This is a genomic window from Catenibacterium sp. AM22-6LB, from assembly GCF_003435615.1.
GTDB classification, from domain to species: Bacteria; Bacillota_I; Bacilli_A; order Erysipelotrichales; family Coprobacillaceae; genus Catenibacterium; species Catenibacterium mitsuoka_A.
This window is the reverse complement of record NZ_QTUM01000025.1, coordinates 13,998-34,258: the sequence shown is the minus strand read 5'-3', so window position 1 is coordinate 34,258 and position 20,261 is coordinate 13,998. Positions and strand designations below refer to the sequence as shown.

The 20,261-nt window shown below is 33.0% G+C and carries 24 protein-coding genes and 2 pseudogenes; 21 read left to right on the top strand and 5 right to left on the bottom strand.

All coding sequences use genetic code 11. The annotated features are described in order from the left end of the window. Positions 1–188 precede the first annotated feature (188 nt). From DW269_RS06955 to DW269_RS06940, 4 genes are all read left to right on the top strand, one after another. The gene (locus tag DW269_RS06955) at positions 189–821 is read left to right on the top strand and encodes a phosphatidylcholine/phosphatidylserine synthase (RefSeq protein ID WP_117459121.1); all 633 of its coding nucleotides are present in this window, start codon (positions 189–191) and stop codon (positions 819–821) included. Position 822: 1 nt separating this feature from the next. Next, on the top strand, positions 823–1,683 hold the full coding sequence (locus DW269_RS06950) for a phosphatidylserine decarboxylase (RefSeq protein WP_117459120.1): 861 nt from the start codon (positions 823–825) through the stop codon (positions 1,681–1,683). 86 nt (positions 1,684–1,769) lie between these two features. Beyond that, the gene (locus tag DW269_RS06945; RefSeq protein ID WP_117459119.1) at positions 1,770–2,540 is read left to right on the top strand and encodes a ParA family protein; all 771 of its coding nucleotides are present in this window, start codon (positions 1,770–1,772) and stop codon (positions 2,538–2,540) included. After that, positions 2,530–3,417, top strand: a complete 888-nt coding sequence (locus DW269_RS06940; protein ID WP_117459118.1) for a ParB/RepB/Spo0J family partition protein — start codon at positions 2,530–2,532, stop codon at positions 3,415–3,417. Before DW269_RS06945 ends, DW269_RS06940 begins: the two co-directional genes overlap by 11 nt. A 52-nt stretch (positions 3,418–3,469) precedes the next feature. Here DW269_RS06940 and DW269_RS13135 read toward each other — a convergent pair whose 3' ends face one another. Together DW269_RS13135 and tnpA are read right to left on the bottom strand one after the other, a co-directional pair. Beyond that, positions 3,470–3,595 (bottom strand): transposase, encoded by a 126-nt coding sequence (locus DW269_RS13135; protein WP_233502452.1) that lies wholly within the window; start codon positions 3,593–3,595, stop codon positions 3,470–3,472. 49 nt (positions 3,596–3,644) lie between these two features. Beyond that, positions 3,645–3,875: pseudogene (gene tnpA / locus DW269_RS06935) on the bottom strand (IS200/IS605 family transposase); the annotation flags it as partial. 89 nt (positions 3,876–3,964) lie between these two features. Between tnpA and DW269_RS06930 the strand changes: the two are divergent. The 5 genes from DW269_RS06930 (at position 3,965) to DW269_RS06910 (ending at position 9,454) form a co-directional block, all read left to right on the top strand. Next, the gene (locus tag DW269_RS06930; protein ID WP_117459117.1) at positions 3,965–5,104 is read left to right on the top strand and encodes an RNA-guided endonuclease TnpB family protein; all 1,140 of its coding nucleotides are present in this window, start codon (positions 3,965–3,967) and stop codon (positions 5,102–5,104) included. 216 nt (positions 5,105–5,320) lie between these two features. After that, on the top strand, positions 5,321–6,787 hold the full coding sequence (locus tag DW269_RS06925; protein ID WP_117459116.1) for a family 1 glycosylhydrolase: 1,467 nt from the start codon (positions 5,321–5,323) through the stop codon (positions 6,785–6,787). Between the two features lie 72 nt (positions 6,788–6,859). Beyond that, complete coding sequence (locus DW269_RS06920) at positions 6,860–8,281, top strand: NAD(P)/FAD-dependent oxidoreductase (protein WP_117459115.1); 1,422 nt, start codon at positions 6,860–6,862, stop codon at positions 8,279–8,281. A 2-nt stretch (positions 8,282–8,283) separates the two neighbouring features. Next, positions 8,284–8,478: a DUF951 domain-containing protein gene (locus DW269_RS06915; protein ID WP_022425725.1), complete on the top strand. Its 195-nt coding sequence runs from the start codon at positions 8,284–8,286 to the stop codon at positions 8,476–8,478. A 223-nt stretch (positions 8,479–8,701) separates the two neighbouring features. Further along, positions 8,702–9,454, top strand: coding sequence for a MurR/RpiR family transcriptional regulator (locus DW269_RS06910; protein ID WP_117459114.1), 753 nt, complete (start codon positions 8,702–8,704; stop codon positions 9,452–9,454). A 30-nt stretch (positions 9,455–9,484) separates the two neighbouring features. On the opposite strand, the gene DW269_RS06905 is transcribed toward DW269_RS06910, so the two are convergent. Together DW269_RS06905 and DW269_RS06900 are read right to left on the bottom strand one after the other, a co-directional pair. Continuing rightward, positions 9,485–10,180: a polysaccharide deacetylase family protein gene (locus DW269_RS06905; protein WP_233502450.1), complete on the bottom strand. Its 696-nt coding sequence runs from the start codon at positions 10,178–10,180 to the stop codon at positions 9,485–9,487. A 60-nt stretch (positions 10,181–10,240) separates the two neighbouring features. After that, the gene (locus tag DW269_RS06900) at positions 10,241–10,714 is read right to left on the bottom strand and encodes a phosphatase PAP2 family protein (RefSeq protein ID WP_158546329.1); all 474 of its coding nucleotides are present in this window, start codon (positions 10,712–10,714) and stop codon (positions 10,241–10,243) included. Positions 10,715–10,805: 91 nt separating this feature from the next. Here DW269_RS06900 and ychF point away from each other — a divergent pair, with 91 nt between their 5' ends. From ychF to DW269_RS13125, 10 genes and pseudogenes are all read left to right on the top strand, one after another. Beyond that, complete coding sequence (gene ychF / locus DW269_RS06895) at positions 10,806–11,906, top strand: redox-regulated ATPase YchF (protein WP_117459111.1); 1,101 nt, start codon at positions 10,806–10,808, stop codon at positions 11,904–11,906. Next, the gene (gene srtB / locus DW269_RS06890) at positions 11,906–12,625 is read left to right on the top strand and encodes a class B sortase (RefSeq protein WP_117459110.1); all 720 of its coding nucleotides are present in this window, start codon (positions 11,906–11,908) and stop codon (positions 12,623–12,625) included. Before ychF ends, srtB begins: the two co-directional genes overlap by 1 nt. A gap of 41 nt (positions 12,626–12,666) precedes the next feature. Beyond that, positions 12,667–13,299 carry a 2-C-methyl-D-erythritol 4-phosphate cytidylyltransferase gene (gene ispD / locus DW269_RS06885; protein WP_117459109.1) on the top strand — a complete coding sequence of 211 codons (633 nt, stop codon included), beginning with the start codon at positions 12,667–12,669 and terminating at the stop codon, positions 13,297–13,299. Positions 13,300–13,420: 121 nt separating this feature from the next. Then, on the top strand, positions 13,421–13,711 hold the full coding sequence (gene rpsF / locus DW269_RS06880; RefSeq protein WP_117459108.1) for a 30S ribosomal protein S6: 291 nt from the start codon (positions 13,421–13,423) through the stop codon (positions 13,709–13,711). A gap of 16 nt (positions 13,712–13,727) precedes the next feature. Beyond that, a complete protein-coding gene (gene ssb, locus DW269_RS06875; protein WP_117459107.1) occupies positions 13,728–14,216 on the top strand; it encodes a single-stranded DNA-binding protein in 489 nt (162 codons plus the stop codon). Positions 14,217–14,231: 15 nt separating this feature from the next. Continuing rightward, positions 14,232–14,462, top strand: a complete 231-nt coding sequence (gene rpsR, locus DW269_RS06870) for a 30S ribosomal protein S18 (RefSeq protein ID WP_006505606.1) — start codon at positions 14,232–14,234, stop codon at positions 14,460–14,462. Positions 14,463–14,556: 94 nt separating this feature from the next. Next, a complete protein-coding gene (locus DW269_RS06865) occupies positions 14,557–14,757 on the top strand; it encodes a hypothetical protein (protein ID WP_117459106.1) in 201 nt (66 codons plus the stop codon). A gap of 101 nt (positions 14,758–14,858) precedes the next feature. After that, positions 14,859–15,695, top strand: a complete 837-nt coding sequence (locus tag DW269_RS06860) for an SDR family oxidoreductase (RefSeq protein ID WP_117459105.1) — start codon at positions 14,859–14,861, stop codon at positions 15,693–15,695. A 1-nt stretch (position 15,696) separates the two neighbouring features. Continuing rightward, positions 15,697–16,050, top strand: a complete 354-nt coding sequence (locus DW269_RS13130; RefSeq protein WP_255413848.1) for an iron-containing alcohol dehydrogenase — start codon at positions 15,697–15,699, stop codon at positions 16,048–16,050. A 44-nt stretch (positions 16,051–16,094) separates the two neighbouring features. Beyond that, positions 16,095–16,703 (top strand): annotated as a pseudogene (locus DW269_RS13125) (iron-containing alcohol dehydrogenase); the annotation flags it as partial. 250 nt (positions 16,704–16,953) lie between these two features. On the opposite strand, the gene DW269_RS06850 reads toward DW269_RS13125, so the two are convergent. Beyond that, positions 16,954–17,844, bottom strand: coding sequence for a MurR/RpiR family transcriptional regulator (locus tag DW269_RS06850; RefSeq protein ID WP_117459104.1), 891 nt, complete (start codon positions 17,842–17,844; stop codon positions 16,954–16,956). Positions 17,845–17,896: 52 nt separating this feature from the next. Between DW269_RS06850 and DW269_RS06845 the strand changes: the two genes are divergently transcribed. Then, positions 17,897–19,060: an MFS transporter gene (locus DW269_RS06845; protein WP_117459103.1), complete on the top strand. Its 1,164-nt coding sequence runs from the start codon at positions 17,897–17,899 to the stop codon at positions 19,058–19,060. Between the two features lie 9 nt (positions 19,061–19,069). Then, on the top strand, positions 19,070–20,227 hold the full coding sequence (locus DW269_RS06840) for an MFS transporter (RefSeq protein WP_117459102.1): 1,158 nt from the start codon (positions 19,070–19,072) through the stop codon (positions 20,225–20,227). The last annotated feature ends 34 nt before the right edge of the window (positions 20,228–20,261 follow it).

The window sequence follows — 20,261 nt, the reverse complement described above, 5'->3', positions numbered from 1 at the left end:
ATAACGGCGACGATAGTGTGAAGACGCGACAATAGCAAGCTGCCAGGTCCTTTTTTTATTATCAAGAACGAGAAAATGGCCTTAAACAGGCTATTTTTTATTTACAGAAAGAAATTAAATATCTATCATTCAATATGCATTCATGCTATAATGAACCCGATTATAAAAAAGAAGGAAAGGTGAATTGTATGATTGGTTATTACAACTATACAGTCATTCTAACATATTGTAGTTTAATCAGTGCGATTGTCGGAACTCACTTCGCATTTGAACACAATTATGTTTTGGCATTATTCTGTCTTATGCTTTGTGGCTTTTTTGATTCTTTCGATGGTATCGTTGCACGTTCAAAAAAAGACAGAACAGAAGAAGAAAAGAAGTTTGGTATTCAGATTGATTCTCTTGTAGACTTAATCAGTTTTGGCGTTTATCCTGTAATCATTGCCTACTCAATGGGATTCAATAGTTTCCCTTGTTTGATCATCTTTATTATATATATTCTTGGTGCTGTTATTCGACTAGGATATTTTAATGTTATGGAAGATATGAGACAGCAGCAGACTACTGAAAAAAGAAAATATTACCAGGGATTACCTGTTACATCTTCATGTCTAATTTTTCCAATGATTTACTGTTTAACAGTATGGCTTACAGTACCTCAGGTTCAACTTGTTTATTTAATTGGACTACTTGTTGTAGGTATTCTATTCGTAGCCAACATCAAAGTAATTAAGCCTGACTTTAAGGGTGTCCTAGGTCTTATCGGCTTTGGTATTATTCTATTGATTATTTTAATTATTAAAGGTGTAGTGTTAATTTAATATGGCAATCTTTGAACGTAATGGTGAAAAATTAGAATATGATCAGTCACAGGATATCTTCTTAGAGAAATTGTATGGATCACTTGCAGGAAGATGTTTATTAAAAGTATTGACTCAGCCAGTTATTACTGAACTCGGTGGGGCTTTTATGAATTCTTCTTTATCTAAAGGACAGATCAAGTCTTTTGTAGAGAAGAATCACATTGATTTGAATTTATATGAATCAAAGGATTATCATTCATACAATGATTTCTTTACACGTACTATTAAAGATGGTGTAAGACATATCGACATGGATGAAAATGCACTGATTGCGCCTTGTGATAGTAAACTCACTGTTTATCCTATTGAGGATACATTGCAACTTAAAATTAAGAATTCAGTTTATACAATTGAAGACTTATTAATGAGTCCTGCACTTGCAGATGAATATAGAGGTGGTCTATGTCTTGTATTTAGACTTACAGTAGATGATTATCATCACTATCATTTCATTGATGATGGAACAGCTGATAAAGATCACTTTATTAAAGGTGTTTTTCATACAGTCAATCCCATCGCAAGTGATTATTATCCTATCTATAAGACAAATAGCCGTTCTTATACAGTTCTTCATACAAAACACTTTGGTGACGTAGTTCAGATGGAAGTAGGGGCTATGATGGTTGGTAAAATTACTAACTTAAATAAGAAAACCTTTAAACGTGGTGAAGAAAAAGGTTATTTTGAATTTGGTGGCAGTACAGTTATCTTATTCATAAAAAAAGATATTGTAGATATTGATAAGGATATTCTCAATATTTCTAAAAATGAAGATGAAGTACGTGTTCTCATGGGAGAACGTATCGGTATACTAAAATAGTGAGAAGGTGAATACCTTCTCATTCTTTTTGTTTTGTTTAAAGAGTTTTATGATATAATTAAGAATGCGAATAAGGAGGTTATGTGATGGGCAAAGTAATCGCAATTACAAACCAAAAAGGTGGCGTAGGAAAAACAACCACTAGTATTAATTTATGTGCAGCACTTGCACTTATGAAGAAGAAAGTATTACTTGTAGATATGGACGCTCAGTCTAATGCGACACAGGGTATTGGAATCGATCGTTCTAGTTTAGAAAAAACAACTTATGATGTACTTATTGATGAAGTACCCATTGAATCAATCATCAAACATAGTGAAATCCCACATCTAGATGTGGCACCTGCCAGTATTGACTTAGCGGGTGTAGAAGTACAATTATCAGCTATACCAAAGGGAAGAGAAAAACGTTTAAGAAAGGCAATGGATAGTGTCAGAGATCAATATGATTATATTATTATTGATTGTCCACCAGCTTTAGGTTTATTAAACACAAACGCTCTTACAGCTGCAGATAGTGTCTTAATACCAGTACAGTGTGAATATTATGCGCTAGAAGGTTTAACACAGTTATTAAATACTATTTTATTAACACAGTCAGTATTTAACCGTAATCTCACAATTGAAGGTGTATTATTGACTATGCTTGATTCACGTACTAATTTAGGTGTAGAAGTGACACAGGAAGTACGTAAATACTTTAAGGATAAGGTTTATAAAACAGTCATTCCTAGAAATGTAAAGTTATCAGAAGCACCTTCTGCAGGTCTTTCAATATTTGATTATGATTCACGTAGTGAAGGTGCGAAGTCTTACGCACGACTTGCGAAAGAGGTGGTGAGCAGAAATGGCAGATAAGAAAAAACGTTTAAGTAAAGGATTAGATGCAATCTTTGATACAACATCTACAGGCGGAGATCTTCAATCAATGATTTCTGCGATTGAAAGTAATTCTAATGAATTCACTCAAGAAAAAGTTACTATTGATTTAATCAGACCTAATCCTTATCAGCCTAGAAAACACTTTGATCAGGATAAGTTGAATGAATTAGCTCAATCTATTAAAGAACATGGTATCCTACAGCCAATTCTTTTAAAGAAGTCTATTCATGGTTATGATATTGTAGCTGGTGAAAGAAGATTTAGAGGAGCTAACATTGCAGGTTTAAAAGAAGTACCTGCAATCATTGTAGACTTCACTGATGATCAGATGATGGAAATTGCGCTTCTTGAAAACATTCAGAGAGAAGACTTAAATGCGATAGAAGAAGCACAGGCTTATAAAGCTATGATGGATAAGATGAATCTAACTCAGGAAGAATTAGCTGGACGTATTGGGAAATCAAGAACTCATGTGACTAATACTTTAAGACTTCTTAATATCAATGAGAAACTCCAGCAGTATATTCTAGAAGGTATTCTTTCTATGGGACATGTTAGACCATTGGTAGGTTTAGATGATGAAACAGCTCTTAAAATTGCGAATCGTGCTATTAAAGAGAAACTTTCTGTACGTCAGGTAGAAGATATCGTTAGAGGATATAAACTTGCTCAGAAGCGTAAAAATGCGCCTAAGAAAGAAAAAAATACGACCTATACTTATGCAGAAGATTTATTAAGAAAGAAGTTCCGTACTAAAGTAAAGGTAGAAGAAAAAACAATTACTCTTAAGTACTCTGATACAGAAGACCTAAATCGTATTCTAGAAATCATGGGTGTAATAGAAGATATCTAAAGAACAGGAAACTGTTCTTTTTTTATAAATAAATCCTCGTAAATCGTATCTATTATCCCTGACTTTCAATATATTTTTGTATAGTTGCTGATGGCACTTCTCCAATGCTACAAGCAAAATAACCACCTGACCAAAATGTTTTTTCCTTCCAATACTGTTTTCGATAAGACCGAACTATACTTATGCCATAAGTGGTATGTTGTTTCCTGCTTTACAATTTTGACAATATCGCAAACTCTATCTGCTGTATCGTAACTTAATAAGAAATGTATATGGTCTTTGTCAGTTTCTATCGCAATAATTTCGTAGCCACGAGTTTTAGCTATATGGAGAATTTTTTGTTTAACATCATCAGCGATAGAATCTTTGAGTAATTGTTTACGGTATTTGGTTACTAGAACTATATGTACTTTAAGGCTGTATTCTCGTCTGTTATGACGATTGTATCTATTGTTCACAGTTCACCTCAAAATATAGATATTTCACTATAAATTAGATATAATTTAGATATAATATATAGTGAAATATCTATGAAAGGAGTGCATCTATGGAACAGATGACTATTACAGCTAAAATTCAAATAATCGCAGCTGAAACAGATAAGGTTTTGCTTGATGAAACTATGTCTGTTTATCGTAATGCCTGTAATTATGTTTCAGACTATGTATTCCGCACTCATGACTTAAAGCAGTTTTCACTTAATAAAGCTTTGTATTCTACTTTACGAGAAAAGTTTAACCTTAAATCGCAGATGGCTCAGTCTGTTTTGAAGACTGTTATCGCCAGATATAAGACCATTCTTGAAAATCAGAATGAATGGATTAAACCATCGTTCAAAAAGCCTCAGTATGATTTGGTATGGAACAGAGATTATTCCTTAACACAAAACCGTTTTTCAATCAATACACTTAATGGTCGTGTGAAGTTATCTTATTTTGCAGATGGAATGTCTAAGTATTTCGATCATACGATTTATAAGTTTGGTACTGCCAAACTTGTAAATAAACATGGTAAATACTATCTGCATATACCAGTTACCTATGAGGTTGAAGAATGTAATGTTTCTGATATCTGTAATGTTGTAGGTATTGACAGAGGTATTAACTTTGTTGTTGCAACTTATGACAGCAAGCATAAGTCTGGATTTGTTAGTGGCAAAGCTATTAAACAGAAACGTGCTAACTATTCCAAGCTTCGTAAGGAACTCCAAATGCGACATACGCCATCCTCAAGACGAAGACTGAAAGCTATCGGTCAGCGAGAAAACCGTTGGATGCAGGATATTAACCATCAGGTATCGAAGGCACTCGTTGAAAACAACCCAAAGCACACTCTCTTTGTATTGGAAGATTTGTCAGGTATTCGTAATGCTACAGAACGTGTTAAAACAAAGGACCGTTATGTTTCTGTATCATGGTCTTTCTATGACCTTGAGCAGAAACTGATCTACAAAGCAAAACAGAATCAATCTTCTGTTATTAAGGTAGACCCTCGCTATACAAGTCAGTGCTGCCCTTGCTGTGGACATGTTGAAAAGTCTAACCGCAATAAGAAGATACATCTGTTTACCTGCAAAAAATGTGGTTATAAATCTAATGATGACCGCATTGGAGCTATGAATCTGTATCGTATGGGAATAGACTATCTTGCAGATAGCCAAGTACCTAATACAGTTGTAACAGAGTAAACTCTGCTGCAAAGGGTGCTGTCAGCCACCCTATGATGTAACGCCACTTTAGATAGCAATATCTATTGGGGTTAAAGGTCGGAGGTGTAAACCGTTAATACGACTGGGCAGTTACAAGCCCATGACCTTTAGGTCGTAGGTAGTTGACTTCTGGGAAATCTCAACGTTTAATTTAGATTCTATGTATAATAAATATGAAAGAAGAGGACACACAATATGAAACAATTTCCAGAAGGATTTTTATGGGGCGGTGCTGTTGCTGCCAATCAGTACGAAGGTGGATGGAATGAAGGCGGTAAAGGTATTACTGTCTCAGACTGTGCTAGAAGTCATTTAGATGTAGATGTACAGGACTATAAGAAACAAAACGAAGTCACTACAGCTGATATCGAAGAAGCATTAAAAACACAGGATGAAGTATACTATCCAAAAAGACATGGTGCAGATGGATATCACCACTATAAAGAAGACATTAAGCTATTTGCAGAAATGGGTTTTAAAGTATTCCGTTTATCTATTGCCTGGGCAAGAATCTTCCCTAATGCGGATGATGCAACACCTAATGAAGAAGGTTTAAAGTTTTATGATGATGTATTTGATGAATGTTTAAAATATGGTATTGAACCATTAGTCACTATTTCTCACTATGAACCACCTATTAATCTTGTATTAAATTATGATGGATGGTATTCAAGAGAAGTCATTGATATGTTTGTACGTTATTGTGAAGTGATTGTAGATAGATATAAGGATAAAGTAAAATACTGGCTTACTTTTAATGAAGTAGACTCTATGATCAGACACCCATATACAACAGGTGCACTTATTAAAGATCGTTTCCCAGGTAAGAACTTTAATGAAGTGATCTTCCAGGCAATGCATCATCAGTTTGTAGCCAGTGCACTTGCAACTAAGATCGTACATGAAGCAAGACCTGATGCTAAAGTAGGTTGTATGTTAACAAAACTTACTTACTACCCATATACATGTAAACCTGAAGATGTTTTACAGGCACAACAGGATATGAGAAGTACATATTGTTATAGTGATACACAGGTATTTGGTGAATATCCAGCATACTTATTATCTAAATTCAAGAATGAAGGCATCAATATCAAGATGGAACCAGATGACTTAAAGATTATGAAAGAATATCCAGTTGATTTCGTTTCATTCTCTTATTATTCATCTAGCTGTGTTGCTAAAGATGACAATGGTTTAAAGAAGACTGCAGCTAATACTAATGTAGCTATTAAGAATCCATATATTCCATCATCTGACTGGGGATGGCAGATTGACCCTATTGGTTTAAGAATCTCTTTAGTAGACTTATATGACCGTTATAGAAAGCCATTATTCGTAGTAGAAAATGGTTTAGGTGCAAAAGATGAATTAGTGAATGGTACTGTAGATGATCAGTATAGAATTGATTACTTTGATGCACACTTTAAAGAAATGTATAATGCGATTGTAGAAGATGGTGTAGACCTCATGGGTTATACATCTTGGGGATGTATTGATATCGTTTCTGAATCTACAAAACAGATGTCTAAACGTTATGGTTTCATCTATGTAGATTGTGATGATCTAGGTAATGGTACTTATAAACGTTATAAGAAGAAATCATTTGATTATTATAAACATGTCATTGAAACAAATGGAGCATGCTTATTTGAAGACTAAAGGTAGTGTTTTACTACCTTTTCTTTATGTCGAAAGAATGGTATTATTGAATGGTAAAGAAGAGAGGTATATATGAGAGAAAATTATGATGTAATTGTAGTAGGTGCTGGTCCAGCAGGAATTATGGCAAGTTATGAATTCGTATTAAAGAATCCTAACTTATCAGTATTATTAATTGATAAAGGAAGAGCAGTGACTGCAAGACATTGTCCTATCAAAGATAAGAAAATCAAACAGTGTCCAGTAATCAAGGATAATGAACCAGGTTGTTTACCAGCATGTTCTATTACATGTGGATTTGGTGGTGCCGGTGCTTATTCTGATGGTAAGTTTAATATTACAAGTGAATTTGGTGGATGGCTTACTGATTATCTTCCAGCAAATGAAGTAGAAGATGTAATTCGTTATGTAGATAGCTTATATTTAAAGCATGGGGCAACTAAAGATATTACTGACCCAACTACAGATAAAGTAAAAGAAATCGAACACAGAGGCTATGCAGTAGGTTTAAAGTTATTACGTGCTAAGGTTAGACATTTAGGTACAGAAGAAAACTTACGTATCATGACTGAAATGCAGGAAACATTAAAGGAACATATAGATATCCAGTTTAATACAGAAGTAGAAGATATTATTGTAGAAGATAATACAATCAAAGGTATAAAGCTTGCGAAAGGTGATATCATTACAGCCTCTAAAGTATTACTTGCACCAGGTAGAGATGGTGCGACATGGTTAGACTCTATCTTTAAGAAACATGGCTTAGATCTTTATAACAACCAGGTAGATATTGGTGTACGTGTAGAAACATCTAATATCGTTATGGATGAAATCAATAAGAACTTATATGAAGGTAAGTTCATCTATAACACATCTGTAGGTACAAGAGTAAGAACATTCTGTTCAAACCCTAGTGGACATGTTGTAATAGAAAACCATGAAGGGACAATGATGGCCAATGGACATGCTTATCATGATCCTAAATTAGGTTCTGACAATACTAACTTTGCATTATTAGTATCTCATGTATTCTCTGAACCATTTAACCAGCCTAATGAATTTGCCCATCAGGTCGCTCAACTAGCAAATAAACTTTCAAATGGTTCTATCATCGTACAGAGATATGGTGATATCAAAAAGGGTAGAAGAACAACTGAAAAGCGCTTAAAAGAAGGTTATACAGTACCTACATTACCAGAAGCTGTTCCAGGTGATTTAGGTCTTGTATTACCATACAATACAATGAAATCAATCGTAGAAATGATTGAAGCATTAGATCACGTAACACCAGGTATTGCGAATGAACATACATTACTTTATGGTGTAGAAGCTAAATTCTATAGTGCAAGACCAAAGGTAAGAGAAGGATTTGAAACTCTTGTAGATGGTTTATATGTTGCCGGTGATGGTGCAGGTTTAACACGCGGACTTGCTCAGGCAGGCGCTAATGGAATCTTAGTTGCAAGAGATATTATTAAAAGATTAGGAGAATGATGATGGAATACGGATTACATGATATTATTGAAATGAAAAAGCCTCATCCATGTAAGAAATCCACACAATGGGAAATCGTAAGAATGGGTGCGGACATTAAAGTGAAATGCATGGGTTGCGGCGCAATTATCATGTTTTCACGAAGAGATTTTGAAAAGAGATTAAAAAAAGTTATTGAACATAAAGAAAGTGAATAACTTGACTCTATCAAAATAAATGATTTAATTGATCTAGAAAAGGATAACTGATGTAGAAAAATCGGTCTCGTCTAACACGGCGTATATCTAATTAGATATATGGCGGATGAGGGATGCCCATTCTTAGAAATGGTTCGACCGCCCCTCCAGTTATCCTTTTTTTGTGCTCCATTTAGTAAGATGGAGTCTTTTTTAGTATATAATATATGAAAGGGGTGATTATATGGACATACTACTATCACGTATTATTCGTTATCTCAATGGTGTGATTACTGACGATAGACAATATCGTACTGCCTTATTCATGGTAGAACACTATCAAGAATTAAGATGTAAGACATTAGAAGAAATTGTGAAGGAATCTGAGTATACAGAGGAAGATATAATGACCTTTATGGGATACTTAGGATATCATGATTATGAAGACTTCAGAGAAAGACTCATGATGGATCAGGATCTTCGTTCAAGTCAGATGCAGTTAAGACTACTCCATACTGATATTGATGGAATGATCAGTTCTCTTCATATCTCAGGTTCAAAAGAAGACTTCTTGAATCTTGTTGATCACTTAGCTGAAATCATTTATGAAAATGGAAGAATCATCCTAGCAGGAGGTTATTCACCACTTAGTGTAACTGTAGACTTTCAGACAGATATGATCAGCATGGGGAAACAGGCGGTTGAATATCACCAATTTGATAAGAACTTCAAGTTCAAAGATACTGATGTTGTTTTCTTCTTAACTGCTACAGGACGTGCTTTGAGTCATGCATCTAAATCTTTAAAAGAAAAAGGTCTATGTGAATCACATATCGTCCTCATGACACAGAATATCAAATATAAGAATTATGATTCTATCTGTGCAGATGATGTCGTACATGTATTAGGTACATTTGATGGTATTGAATTTAATTATCAGATCATGCGTTTATTTGATTTGATTCGTATTCGTTACTATACAAAATATTTCATTTAACACAAAAACGAGAGGTTATTATGCCTCTCGTTAATTGTTGATACGTTGATGACTGACAAAGTCAGTATGTTCTAAAGTTTTAAAAGTATAGCCATTAGCTTGATAGTATTCAATAATTGCAGGTAATGCCTGTACTGTAGTTGTTTTAGTGGCTGTATCATGCATTAAAATACAGACACGTGGTAGTCTTGACTTAGAACTCTCAATAATACGTGCAGGATTTACTGAACGTTTAGTCGCATCATTAGAAGAGACATTCCAGTCATAGTACTTATAGCCTTTCTTTTCTACTTCCTGTGCAACTTTAGCCATAATTCCCTGTGAATAATGTCTTGATATCGTATTTGAACTTCCTCCAGGGAAACGGATCAATTTGCTAGTACGTCCTGTTTGTTCTTTGATGATTTTCTCAATATTACCTAAATCCTCAAAATAAGTTTCTTCACTTTGATAAATACTATACTTATGTGTATAACTATGTGCACCAATGGCATGTCCTTTTAAATAAGCTGTACGAATATAGCTTTGATAACGCGCATTTTCACCAGTCACAAAGAATGTCGCTTTCACATTATATTTATCAAGAATATCTAATACTTGAGGTGTGTTATGAGAAGGCCCATCATCAAAAGTCAGATAAACTTCCTTCACTTCATCAGCATGTACAGGACTATAAACAAGACTGATGAGAAGCATGAAAGCTATCGCAATATTTATCTTTTTCATGATCACATCTCCTTTATCGGATACCATTATACACATTTCTCTGTGTAATAGTTATGTATTCTATAAAAGTTCAATAATAAGACTTAACACCATACCAGCAGTTACATCACTGATATGATGAAGGCCACTTAAAACCCTTGTAATGGCAGTTAAAAATGCGAATATAAGCATCACTATACCAATATATAAATCAAAATGAATCGCAGTAAATGCGATAATAAATGCACTTGCAGCATGTCTAGAAGGGAAAGAACATCCTTCACGATGTTCAAAGAGTGGAGTGACTTCTAAGTAGTCATAGGGACGTGATTGATTAATCAGTTTTCTAATCACTGTCACAATAAGAAATGCAGCACAAGGCTTAATAATCGCATAAATAAGATAATCATCATGGGTCATATAGAAACCAATTAATAACATCACATAAGAAGCCATCATGATATATTTTAATGCGATTGTAAGAAATCCTACCACTTTTTTATAAGTAGGATGAGACCATAAAAATTGATTGAGTCTTTCATATATATTATTCATTCTATCACCTTCCCCATTATACCATTCATTCATTGCATTTTAACGTTAAGTATAATAAAATAATGTAGATTAAAAGGAGTGAATATAAATTATGTCATTAACTGCAGGAATCGTTGGTTTACCAAACGTTGGTAAATCTACATTATTTAATGCAATCACAAACGCACAGGTAGAAGCAGCCAACTACCCATTCGCAACAATTGACCCTAACGTAGGTGTTGTTGAAGTACCAGATCATAGATTAGATGATCTTGCTGCAATCTTTAATCCAAAGAAGACTATCTATACTACATTTGAATTTACAGATATTGCCGGACTTGTAAAAGGTGCCTCTAGAGGTGAAGGTTTAGGAAATAAATTCTTAGCTAACATCAGAGAAACAGATGCAATCTGTGAAGTAGTAAGATGTTTTAGAGATAAGGATATTACTCACGTTGATGGTTCAGTAGATCCAGTGCGTGACGTTGAAACAATCAATCTTGAACTTGTTATGGCTGATTTAGAAACAGTGGACAAGAGAATTGGTAAGATTGAAAAGAAAGCTCAGACTGGTGATAAAGAAGCTAAAGCTGAAATGGAAGTATTAGCACCATTAAAAGAAGTATTAGAAGCTGGTAAGATGGCTCGTACGCTTACTTTTAATGAGGAAGAAATGGTTTATGTAAAACAGTTCAACTTATTAACTACTAAGCCTATGATCTATGTAGCAAATATGGGTGAAGAAGATATCGAAGATCCAGATTCAAACCCATACTATATTACTTTAAAAGAATATGCTGCAAAAGAAGGATGCGATGTTGTTCCTATCTGCGCTAAGATTGAAAGTGAATTAGCTGCATTAGATGCAGAAGATAAAGCTATCTTCATGGATGATTTAGGAATCAAGGAAAGTGGTTTAGATAAGCTTATTAAAGAAACATATGCTTTATTAGACTTAAAGACTTTCTTTACTGTAGGTCCTGATGAATGCCGTGCTTGGACATTTACTAATGGTATGACAGCACCAGAAATGGCCGGTATTATTCATACAGACTTCCAGAAAGGTTTCATTAAAGCTGAAACTTATACTTATGATGATATGATGCAGTATAAGAGTGAAGTGGCTTTAAGAGAAGCTGGTAAGATCAGACAGGAAGGAAAAACTTATAAAGGACTTGATGGTGATATCATGTTCTTCAAGTTTAACGTATAATGAAAATCATTAGACGTATTCTTCTTGTAATATGTTTAGCTGTCTTTCTATATAGTGCAGGTAATCTTGCAAAAATTGGATATAAATATCATAAGTTAGACTCTGACAACAAAAAGCTACAAGAAGAAGTTGTAACTGAAGTGAAGCAGGATTCACCACTAGATAGAAAAATTGATTTTAATCAATTAAAGAGTATTAATGAAGATATTGTAGGATGGATTTATATTCCTAATACAAACATTGATTATGCTTTATTAAAAGGAAAAACAAATGATACATATATTCATACAAACTATGAAAAGAAGTATTCATTTGGAGGTAGTATCTTCTTAGATGAAGACAACGATGCCTCAATGACTGATAGTAATACAATTATTTATGGTCATAATATGAAGAATGGTTCAATGTTTGCGAATATTAAGAAGTTTACAGATCAGGATTACTTTAATAATCATCCAGAAGTATATATTTATTTACCAGATGGCAGCATTAACGTATATTCTATCTATAGTACTAAGATCATTAATGCAACAAGTGATTATTACTTGAAGGATATTGATTATGCAAGTTATGTGGCTAATGCGAAATCATCCGCTAAACAATCAAGAGATGTAGATACACAAAATACAGCACCATTACTGCTTTTATCTACTTGTTATGCGCATGATACGCCAACACGTAGTGTTTTATTTGCAAGACTAGAGAAAAACGTAAAGTAATTTACGTTTTTTTATATATAATGTAATAGAGGTGATTCATGATGTATAGCGCAATTATATTATGTGCAGGAAGTGGTAAGAGAACAGGTCTTGGTTACAACAAGATGTTCTATCAATTACAGGGAGAGACTGTATATGAAAAGACAGTGAATGTCTTTTTACATGATAAGAGATGTGAAGAAATCATTATTGTATGTAAAAAAGAAGAACAGTCACATTTCAAGAAACTATTAAATAAGAAATGTATGAAGTTTGTAGAAGGTGGAAAAGAAAGACAGGATTCTGTTTATGAAGGATTAAAACATGTCACAAGTGATTATGTAATGATTCATGATGGCGCAAGACCTTTTGTGAAAAAAGACCTTCTAGACCGTTTGGTAGTAGGAATGGAAGAGCATAAGGCAGTTCTTGCGATGGTGCCATGTAAAGATACAATTAAGCGTGTCAAGGATGGTAAGGTAGTAGAAACACTTATTCGTTCTGAACTAATGCAGGCACAGACACCACAGGCTTTTGATACAGTACTTATTAGAAATGCCTATAAAGAAGCCATAGAAAATAATATTCAGGCAACAGATGATGCCTCTATGTTGGAATTACAGGGTAAAGATGTCTATGTTGTAGAAGGTGATTATGATAATATTAAAATCACTACGAAAGAAGATCTAAAATAGTTAAAAAACTTCGATTAATCATTGCTTTTTTGATTTTCTTGTGATAGTATGAACGAGCATGTAAAATATTACTGCCTGTCTAGAAGTATTCTAGACCGTCAAGACCAGAGGAGGTAAAAAAATGAACAAGTATGAAATTATGATGATTTTAAAACCTGATTTAGAAGATGATGCTAAGAATGCAGTATTAGATGGTTTTAAAGCAATCTTAACTGAAGGTGAAGGTGTTGTTGATAACGTTGACACTGAAAAGTTAGGCTTACGTGAATTAGCTTACGAAATCAAAGATTATACTAAGGGATTATATGTAGTAATCGATACTCATACAACTCCAGAAGCAATCGCTGAATTCGAACGTTTATCACGTATCAACCCAAGCGTATTACGTCACTTAACTTTAAGAAGAGACTAAGAAGAGGTGAGGGCGAATGCTTAACCGTGTCGCATTAGTCGGAAGACTTACAAGAGATCCTGAATTAAGAAGAACAGGTAATGGTACAGCTGTAACAAGTTTTACTTTAGCAGTTGATCGTAACTTCTCAACAAGAGATGGTCAGGAAGCTGATTTCATCAACTGTGTTGTATGGAGAAAACCTGCTGAAAATGTTGCACAGTATTGTAGCAAGGGTTCACTTGTATCAGTCGACGGTCGTATACAGACTCGTAGTTACGACAACAATCAAGGCCAGAGAGTTTATGTAACAGAGGTTGTGGCTGATTCAGTTCAGTTCTTGGAAACAAGAGCACAGAGAGAAAGAGCTCAGCAGAGTGCACCTATGATGCAGCAACCTACAATGACTCAGCAGCCTAGACAAAACAACAATGACTTCTATGATATGAAGACAGTGGATCTAGATAAAGATTTTGATGATTCAGTGAATTCATATGATATCATGGATGACGATATTCAATTCTAACAGGAGGAAACAACAATGGCTTTCAGAAGACAGAGAATGGGTAGAAGAAAAGTTTGCTACTTCACTAAAAATAAGATTGACTACATCGATTATAAAGATGTTGAACTTTTAAAGAGATTTATCTCAGCTAACGGTAAAATCATCCCAAGACGTGTAACTGGTACAAGCGCTAAGTATCAGAGAAAACTTGCTAGAGCAATCAAGAGAGCAAGACAGATGGCTTTATTACCATACGTTGGTGAATAATTCTAACCTATGAACCTTGATGTAAATCAAGGTTTTTTTGTTTGTTGAGGATTTTTGATACTATATTGAATAATCTAAAGAACAGACACGTTTAATGGTTGTAAGTCAAAGAGGTTATCTACCTGTTGATCACATAGGGGACTTGGCTGAACCGATGGAAGGTATAAAAAGAATAAGACTACATTATAAGGGTAAACCTATTCAAAGAAACTACTTTGCCTGCTGGTCTAAAGAGAATACGAATTATTACATAGAAGAGTTTGTGCAAATATATAAAGATCTATTACATAAGTAAAACTTATGAAGATGATAAGGAATTGAAATTGTTTCAATTCCTTATTTTTTTTATTATATGGATGTAGAAGCTTTTATATAGAAAGGGCAGGTAAAGAAGTAATGAAAGAAGTTATGATTGTTGTTGGTGCTTGTCAAATTAGTATGGCTATTATGAGAAGAATGGGCGCTGGTAAGAAAATTATTTTAGGTGACAAAAATATAGAAAATGCGAAGAATATTCAAAAAACAATGATTGATGCAGGATTTGATGTTGATATCATGAAAGTTGATTTATCAAGTAGGGAAGATATTCTAAAAACGATTGAAACAGCTAAAAGCTTTGGAAAAATCAAAATGTTGGTGAATGGTGCTGGTGTTTCACCTTCACAGGCACCTATTGAATCTATTTTAAGAGTAGATCTTTATGGAACAGCTGTTTTATTAGAAGAAGTAGGAAAAGTGATTGAAGAAGGTGTCGTTGGTATTACAATTTCAAGTCAATCAGGTTTTCGTATGAAACAACTTACAGCTTTGGAAGATGAACAACTTGCTTGTACACCAACTGAAGAATTATTAGATTTAGATATTTTACAACCTGAAAATATTAATGATACATTACACGCTTATCAATTAGCAAAAAGATGTAATGAAAAACGTGTCATGGCTGAATCTGTTAAATGGGGTCAACGTGGAGCAAGAATCAATGCGATTGCACCAGGTATTATAGTGACACCTCTCGCAATTGATGAATTCAATGGACCAAGAGGAGATTTCTATAAAAACATGTTCTTAAAATGTCCAGCTGGTAGACCAGGAACAGCAGATGAAGTAGCAAATGTTGCTGAATTATTAATGAATGATAAGGGTGCTTTTATTACTGGATCTACTTTCTTAATGGATGGTGGTGCAACAGCATCATATTATTATGGACCTTTAAAACCAGAAGGAGGAAAATAAAATGAATGATTTTCAGTTTCAAAACACTACAAAAGTATATTTTGGTAAAGACCAATTAGGTCATTTACATGAAGAAGTATTAAAGCACGGAAAGAATGTTTTAGTCGTATATGGTGGAGGATCTACTATTGATGCATCTAAAGCAATTGCTGCTTTAACACTTACAGACACAGATGATTTCTGGGATTTAGTAGAAAAGAAAGTATCTTGTAAGGATGCTCTACCTGTTATCGCAATGCCTACTATTGCCTCAATAGGTAGTGAAATGGATAAATCATGTGTTATTGCGAATGTAGACAAGAATGTAAAAAGTGGTATTAATGGAGATATTTTAAGACTAAAGCAGCCTTTTTAGATCCTACGAATACATTCACTGTTTCATCATATCAAACAGCATGTGGTGGATTTGATATCATGGCACATCTATTTGATATGAATTATTTTGTGAACAGTGATAAGTATCCACTTCAGTTTAATGTGGTTGAAACCTTACTAAAAACAATACGTGAACAACTACCAATCGCATTGAAAGAACCAGATAACTATACAGCAAGAGCAACACTATTATGGGCTGCTTCATGGGCATTAAATAGTTTCTGTACATCAGGATATAAAACACAGGCACAATTACATGCTCTCGAACAATTCTCTTCTACATATGATATGACTCATGGTAAAGGACTTGCAATTATTACACCTAAATGGATGACATATTTACTGAATAAAGATGAAACAGTAGCAAATGACTTTGCCCGTTTTGGAATGAATGTCATGGGTATAAAAGATTTAGGTAATGACATGGACAATGCTCTTGCAGGAATCGCTGCATTCCAAAACTTTATTAAAGTTGAACTTCATTTGCCTGTAACACTAAGTGAATTAAACATCACAGATATAGACTTAGATGAATTAAAAGTAAAAGCATGTTATGGACAAGATTCATTGCCAATGGCCTATCGTCCTTTAACGCAGGAAGACTGTTTAAACATCTATAAGATGTGTTTATAATCAAAGAAGACTTACATCTAGTAACTATTAATAATCACCCTAGACTATTTTTCTTGAACTGAGCGTTAAGTATTGAGAATGTAAATTCTATTTACAAAAAATTTAATAATAAATTAGAAAATGTAAATGGCTTTTCATTTACATTTTTTTATATTCCAAAACCTTTTAAAATTAATAAACTAATAAATGTGTGTTGGTTTAAAAATACAGTCAAGGTAAAAGTTATACGGGTAGTCATAAAAAAGAAGAACTAATCTTTTTTAAGATGTTCTTCAATTATTTCATTATCTATTTCACGATTAAGTTCCACTCTTTTTGCAACATCAATCTTATAATCTAGATTCTCTTGATAGTTTAGAGAAAATAAGCATGAATAAAGAATATTTAAAATAATATTCATGGATTCTAAAGAAGTAAATCCAGCTATTTTAGAAAATGATTTCTCTCGAGTAGAAATATTTAATGATACTGTTGCTAGATCAGATAAGCTATTTTTACCAAGACTCGTAATCGCAATAATCGGAACTTTATTTTCCTTTAAAAAATGAGCTGTTTTTAAAAGAGTTGGTGTTTCTCCTGAATAAGATAAACAAATAGCACACTCATCACTTGTAGTCATAATAGCATCTTGAAATTGATTATCCTGTATAGGTTCAATATAAGCTCTCTTATGAATACGATTTAATTTGAAAACAAACTCTTCACCAATGAAGTTTAAATTTGCGACAGCAAATACTTTAACAACACTCGCTTTTCTTAGAATTTGAACAGCGTTTTGTAAAGTATCGTGATGAATTAAAGAAGCAGTATCATTTGCACTTTCTATATGTAATTGGATTATTTTATGTGCAATCTGCATTATTGTATCTTGACTTGTAAAAGGATAATTAGAATCTATTTCTTGGAAGTGACTATTTAAATAAATCACTTCATCGAGAAATGCTTCTTTAAAATCAGACCATCCTTGAAAACCTAATTTATGAGCAATACGAATAACAGTAGAAGGGGCTGTATAGGTTTCATCACCAATCATTTTTGTAGAATAATTTTTGATTTGTTCTTGTTTTTCTAAAATAAAATGAATAATTGTTTGTTCATTATAGGAAAAGATATTTTGTTTCATTTTTTCTTGTAAAAGCATATTAGTACCTCTCTCTTTCATTATATAAGAAAAAAATTAAAAGGAGTAAAAAATGAGATTTTTAAAGCATTATCATGACAGTTATTTAAGCTATTTCTTAATGTACTTCTTCTTTTTCTTTAGTCTAGCATTCTTTTCAGGATTTATTTCAGTTTATTTAATGGATCAAGGATACAGTGCTTCGCAAGTAAGTTTTGTTGTTTCTTGTTCTTATATATTATCCGTCATTGTTCAGCCCTTTATTGGAAAACTTAATGATCAATATGAATCAAGATATGTTAATAGTATCTTATTGCTGGCTGCAGGAATGCTAGGAATCATCTTTATTTTTTTAAAGAATATTTATTTGATTACTGTTGCTTATAGCTTAGTTCTAGCAATCACCAATGGAACAAATCCAATTATTGAGAGAATGGCTATACTATCAAGATTTAAATATGGTTCGATTCGTGTTTGGGCAACAATTGGTTATGCAGTAGCTACAATCATAGCTGGATTAATTTATAAAAATATAGGACCTTATAGTCTTTATATTTTCTTCGCAATAGGAGAATTATTATGTGTCATTGGTATTTTAGGAACACATAGTATTTTACCACCTATAGAAAAAATAGTAGAAAAAGTCTCAATGACATCTGTATTTAAAATCAAGCATATTCCATTTTACTTGATTATTGTTTGTTTATTTTATGGTGTTACCAATGTGCATCATCTTTATTTACCTGCGATGTTAAAACAAAGTGGTTTACCAATAAATTATGTTTCTAATGTTATCTTTGTTTCTACTTTATCAGAGGTACCTGTTATTCTATTATCACATTTCTATATGAATCGTTTTACTAATAAACAATTATTAATGAGTTGTTTTATTTTACTAGTTATACAGTTCTTTACTTTTAGTTTTATCTCATCAGTCATTCTTCAAATTATTATTGTATTTCTTACGAAAACCGTCGCAACTATGGCTTTTGTTATGATCAATTTAAAAATCATTTCAACAATTGTTGATAATGCCAGACAAAATAGTGCGTTATCACTTGTTTCTGCCTGTAAAAGTTTTTCATCGATTTTATTTCAGATGTCAGCAGGATATTTGATTGATTTTACTGGTTATCAAATGTTTTATTTTGTATTATTTATTGGCAGTATTATTGGAATGATTCTTGTTTTCTTCTTTAATGTACCAACAAATAAAGAGTTAAAAGTATTTCACTAGGAGGGTTTTATGTTAAAACGTTATAAAAACAGTTATTTAAGTTATTTTCTCATGTATAATTTCTATTATTTATCATGGGCCGTATTTTCAGCTTTAATCTCAGTTTATCTATTAGATAAAGGTTTTAAAGCAAGTGAAGTTTCACTTGTTGTTTCTACTTCTTTTCTAACATCTATGATATTTCAACCTGTCATTGGTATGTTAAGTGATTGCTTTGATGTTAAGAAAGTAAACTTTGTTTTATTTGGATTAGCTGCTTTAGGTGGATTGGCCTTTATGTTTGCAGATAGTTTAATTGCGATTATTATTGGTTATAGTTTTGTATTAACTTTAATTAATGGGACAACCCCAGTTATGGAAAAAATTGCTTCTTCATCACCTTATCAATATGGAAAGATAAGAATATGGGGAACAATTGGTTATGCGATTGGATCATGGCTTGCAGGAATAATCTATCAATGTATTTCACCATCGGCCATCTTTGTTTGTTTCATTTTCACAATGACTCTTTGTATTATTGGTTTACTCGGAACAGAAACACCAGATGATTTAGCTCAAGAAAAAGAAGAAAAAACCAAAACGAGCACTCTTTTTCATAATCATAAATATTTGTATTATTTAGTCATTGCGTCTGTTTTCCAAGGTATTACAAATATGGCAAATACATATATTCCTGCCATGTTTCAAAATGATGGTTTACCAGTAAACATTGTTTCTACAATCTTGTCATTTGCGGTCATATGTGAAGCACCACTTGTTTTATTCTCACATAAATTTATGGATAAACTTTCTAATAAGAAGCTACTTATTATTGCTTATACAATGATTTCTATACAGTTCTTATGTTATGCCTTCAATGTTTGGTTACCCCTTAAAGTTTTTGTTACTTTAGTCACAAAGCATCCATCAGGTATGTTGTTTATTATGATTAACTTAAAAGTTGTTAATACACTTGTGCCGCAGGAACATCAAATTACAGCACTCGCATTTGTTCAAACATTAAGAAACTTAAGTTCAATTATTTTCCAAAATATTGCTGGACAAATCTTAGATGTTTCTTCTTATCAAGTCTTGTTTGCTTTATCCAGCATTATTATTGCGATTGGTTTTATCCTTGTATTCCTATTTAAAGTACCTTCAGGAAAAGATCGAAAAATATTCAATTAAAATATATTAAAAGGTTATTCGCGCTTGAATAACC

Excerpts from the sequence above, each read along its gene's own strand:
- DW269_RS06930 (WP_117459117.1), top strand. The coding sequence starts at position 3,965 with ATGGAACAGATGACTATTACAGCTAAAATTCAAATAATCGCAGCTGAA.
- ychF (WP_117459111.1), top strand. The coding sequence starts at position 10,806 with ATGTCATTAACTGCAGGAATCGTTGGTTTACCAAACGTTGGTAAATCT.
- DW269_RS06925 (WP_117459116.1), top strand. The coding sequence starts at position 5,321 with ATGAAACAATTTCCAGAAGGATTTTTATGGGGCGGTGCTGTTGCTGCC.
- DW269_RS13130 (WP_255413848.1), top strand. The coding sequence starts at position 15,697 with ATGAATGATTTTCAGTTTCAAAACACTACAAAAGTATATTTTGGTAAA.
- DW269_RS06845 (WP_117459103.1), top strand. The coding sequence starts at position 17,897 with ATGAGATTTTTAAAGCATTATCATGACAGTTATTTAAGCTATTTCTTA.
- DW269_RS06940 (WP_117459118.1), top strand. The coding sequence starts at position 2,530 with ATGGCAGATAAGAAAAAACGTTTAAGTAAAGGATTAGATGCAATCTTT.
- DW269_RS06910 (WP_117459114.1), top strand. The coding sequence starts at position 8,702 with ATGGACATACTACTATCACGTATTATTCGTTATCTCAATGGTGTGATT.
- ispD (WP_117459109.1), top strand. The coding sequence starts at position 12,667 with ATGTATAGCGCAATTATATTATGTGCAGGAAGTGGTAAGAGAACAGGT.
- DW269_RS06920 (WP_117459115.1), top strand. The coding sequence starts at position 6,860 with ATGAGAGAAAATTATGATGTAATTGTAGTAGGTGCTGGTCCAGCAGGA.
- DW269_RS06900 (WP_158546329.1), bottom strand. The coding sequence starts at position 10,714 with ATGAATAATATATATGAAAGACTCAATCAATTTTTATGGTCTCATCCT.
- srtB (WP_117459110.1), top strand. The coding sequence starts at position 11,906 with ATGAAAATCATTAGACGTATTCTTCTTGTAATATGTTTAGCTGTCTTT.
- DW269_RS06915 (WP_022425725.1), top strand. The coding sequence starts at position 8,284 with ATGGAATACGGATTACATGATATTATTGAAATGAAAAAGCCTCATCCA.
- rpsR (WP_006505606.1), top strand. The coding sequence starts at position 14,232 with ATGGCTTTCAGAAGACAGAGAATGGGTAGAAGAAAAGTTTGCTACTTC.
- DW269_RS06950 (WP_117459120.1), top strand. The coding sequence starts at position 823 with ATGGCAATCTTTGAACGTAATGGTGAAAAATTAGAATATGATCAGTCA.
- DW269_RS06955 (WP_117459121.1), top strand. The coding sequence starts at position 189 with ATGATTGGTTATTACAACTATACAGTCATTCTAACATATTGTAGTTTA.
- ssb (WP_117459107.1), top strand. The coding sequence starts at position 13,728 with ATGCTTAACCGTGTCGCATTAGTCGGAAGACTTACAAGAGATCCTGAA.
- DW269_RS06850 (WP_117459104.1), bottom strand. The coding sequence starts at position 17,844 with ATGCTTTTACAAGAAAAAATGAAACAAAATATCTTTTCCTATAATGAA.
- DW269_RS06905 (WP_233502450.1), bottom strand. The coding sequence starts at position 10,180 with ATGAAAAAGATAAATATTGCGATAGCTTTCATGCTTCTCATCAGTCTT.
- rpsF (WP_117459108.1), top strand. The coding sequence starts at position 13,421 with ATGAACAAGTATGAAATTATGATGATTTTAAAACCTGATTTAGAAGAT.
- DW269_RS06865 (WP_117459106.1), top strand. The coding sequence starts at position 14,557 with ATGGTTGTAAGTCAAAGAGGTTATCTACCTGTTGATCACATAGGGGAC.
- DW269_RS06840 (WP_117459102.1), top strand. The coding sequence starts at position 19,070 with ATGTTAAAACGTTATAAAAACAGTTATTTAAGTTATTTTCTCATGTAT.
- DW269_RS06860 (WP_117459105.1), top strand. The coding sequence starts at position 14,859 with ATGAAAGAAGTTATGATTGTTGTTGGTGCTTGTCAAATTAGTATGGCT.
- DW269_RS06945 (WP_117459119.1), top strand. The coding sequence starts at position 1,770 with ATGGGCAAAGTAATCGCAATTACAAACCAAAAAGGTGGCGTAGGAAAA.